This is a genomic window from Pseudomonas sp. (genome assembly GCF_026224925.1).
GTDB lineage: Bacteria > Pseudomonadota > Gammaproteobacteria > Pseudomonadales > Pseudomonadaceae > Aquipseudomonas.
This window is the reverse complement of the sequence record NZ_JAMFRV010000136.1, coordinates 1-2500: the sequence shown is the minus strand read 5'-3', so window position 1 is coordinate 2500 and position 2500 is coordinate 1. Positions and strand designations below refer to the sequence as shown.

Sequence of the window (2500 nt, the reverse complement as noted above, 5' to 3'; positions counted from 1 at the left end):
GGGTATAACCGGGCAGCACGTTATTGACTGTGATGCCGTCAACCGCCAGCTCGCCGGCGAGCGTCTTGGCCCATGCTGCGACGGCTGCACGCACCGTATTGGATACGCCGAGGCCGGCGATCGGCTCTTTCACCGAGATGGAAATCACATTGACCAGGCGTCCGTAACCGCTGGTCTGCATGCCCGGCAAGACGGACTGCAGCAGCACTTGTCCGGCCAGCAACTGCTGTCGAAACGCTTTTTCGAATTCGGCCAATGGGGCGCTGTGGGCAGAGCCGCCGGGCGGGCCGCCGGTGTTGTTGATCAGGATGTGTACCGGCCTGGCAACCACGATGTCGTCGGCGATTATCTTCAGCGCAGCCGTATCGTGCATGTCGACGCTGCGCCAGTGATGCTGCTGATTAGGGTGAATATGCGGCAGGCTACCGGCCAGCGTTTGCAGGGCATCGCCGGACCGCGCCAGTAGCGTGATGTCAGCACCGAGTTCGGCCAGTTCTATGGCGCTTGCACGGCCAATGCCTTGTGAAGCGCCGCAGACCAGCGCGTGTCGTCCCGTCAGATCCAGTTGCATGGCAAGTCGCCCTCCGGATGTCAGTGCAGCAGCAGTCGCATGCCTAGCGCAGCGAGCCAGCCGATCCAGCCAAACCACGGGCTGTACCGCCACACGCGCAGCCAGCGGTTGATGGCCGAGTCGTCCAGCACCGCCATGGCGGGTGAACGCATTGCATGCTGCATGCGTGCCCAGGTTCGCAATCCCGAAGCTTTGCCGGTTTCCGGCTCGGCGATGATCTTCCAATGTTGCGGATAGCGCTGACGCATCAGGCTGGCCAGTCGAAACTGCGCCACATAGGAAAGGATAAATGCAATGACACCTGCGACCAGCAGCGCCAGATAGAGAATGATCATTGGCTGCTCTTGCTGGTGCTGTCGTCGCTCTTGCTGTTGTTGTTGGAGCCGCTGTCATTGAGCCATGGAATGGGCAGATCGGCGCGCAGCGTATTGAGCACACCCGTGCCGGGCGGCGGTTTTTTGCAGATCGCGTTGTCCACTGCCTTGGCGTACGTCTTGTCCATCATGCCGACCCACAATGTGCCGTCGGGCCCGTGCGGCACGCTAAAGCTGCCGCTGGAGTTCATGTCCAATGAGGGAGCCGAGTCGCTGGTTGTAGTGGTAGATACCGGCGACTGTTCCCAATAGGTTTTGCCCGACTGCTGTGCCGTGGAGCTGTAGACCAGCAGGTAACGCGCCTTGCTGTTGTTGATGATGACCGCGCCGAATGCACCGGTAGTTTCATTGCTCCAGCCGACGTGTTCGCAGAGCCCGACGTCGTTCGTACCCAGTGGCTGAAAGCCTTCATCAAGCAACACGATGGTGGGCGCGAACAAATAACTGGAGTGCAACCAGCGGCCGTTCAATTCCGATTTTACCGCCACGCGGTAAGGCAGCTTGATGCCCGAGGGCAGGCGAAATGCAAGGAAATAGCTGTGTGTACCGTTCAAATTGGCGACCATGCTGTCGCTACCCAGAACAAACTTCTGTGGCTGCCACGGCAGGATGGTCTGATAGGAAAAATCCGCAAAGCTGCTGCAGCATGGCGCGGCATCCTGCAGTTTTTTTTGTGCCTGTTTCAGTACGGTGGCATTGTCTTCGGCCGGAGGCCGAAGGTTTGGCGGAATAAACGATGCCGGCAGGAGATTCTTGGCCGTGTGGCAGCCGCCCAGCAAGGCAATGAAGATCAGCGCAAGGAACAGGGCGGGTAATCGATACGTCATTGCGTTGGCTTTGCTCAAAATTCGGCCGTGCCAGCGGCACGTGGGAACGGGATGGCGTCGCGGATGTTGGACAGGCCGCAGACGTATACCAGCAGCCGCTCGAAGCCTAGTCCGAAGCCCGCATGTGGCACCGTTCCGTAGCGGCGTAGATCACGGTACCAGCCATATGTGGTGGTATCGAGGCCGAACTGGGTCATCCGGCGGTCAAGATAGTCGAGCCGCTCTTCGCGCTGCGCACCGCCGATGATCTCGCCAATGCCCGGCGCAAGCACATCCATCGCGGCCACGGTTTTTTCGTCATCGTTCAAGCGCATGTAGAACGCCTTGATCGCTTCGGGATAATTCATTACGACCACAGGACCGCCAATATGTTTCTCGGCCAGGTAACGTTCGTGCTCGGTTTGCAGGTCGATGCCCCAGGCGACGGGGTAGTCGAACTTCTGACCTGATTTTTGCAGGATGCTGATCGCATCGGTGTAATCAATGCGTTCAAACGGTTTGGCAATAAAGGCTTCTAGACGGCTGATGGCATCGGGTTGTACGCGTTCGGCAAAGAACGCCATGTCGTCGGCGCGCTCGTCAAGAATGGCCTTGAAGATCGCCTTGCGAGAAAGGCCTCCGGTGTTGGGTTGCGTTCGCCACGGATAGTACACTTTGGTCGCGAGTACGATCTCGTCGCGCCGACCGAAGTCGCGCAGTGCTCGGCCCACAATTTCTTCACTGGTGCC

The 2500-nt window shown here is 59.1% G+C and carries 4 protein-coding genes; all 4 read right to left on the bottom strand.

Annotation, left to right across the window (positions count from 1 at the left end; all coding sequences use genetic code 11):
- A partial coding sequence (locus tag M0974_RS06035) for an SDR family NAD(P)-dependent oxidoreductase (protein ID WP_297834029.1) occupies positions 1-571 on the bottom strand: 571 nt, incomplete at its 3' end.
- A 20-nt stretch (positions 572-591) separates the two neighbouring features.
- Positions 592-906, bottom strand: a complete 315-nt coding sequence (locus M0974_RS06030; RefSeq protein ID WP_297834028.1) for a hypothetical protein — start codon at positions 904-906, stop codon at positions 592-594.
- A complete protein-coding gene (locus tag M0974_RS06025) occupies positions 903-1790 on the bottom strand; it encodes a MalM family protein (protein ID WP_297834026.1) in 888 nt (295 codons plus the stop codon). The genes M0974_RS06030 and M0974_RS06025 overlap by 4 nt, the downstream gene beginning before the upstream one ends.
- Positions 1787-2500 (bottom strand): amino acid--tRNA ligase-related protein (locus M0974_RS06020; RefSeq protein WP_297834024.1); only part of this gene is annotated, 714 nt, incomplete at its 5' end. The genes M0974_RS06025 and M0974_RS06020, both read right to left, overlap by 4 nt.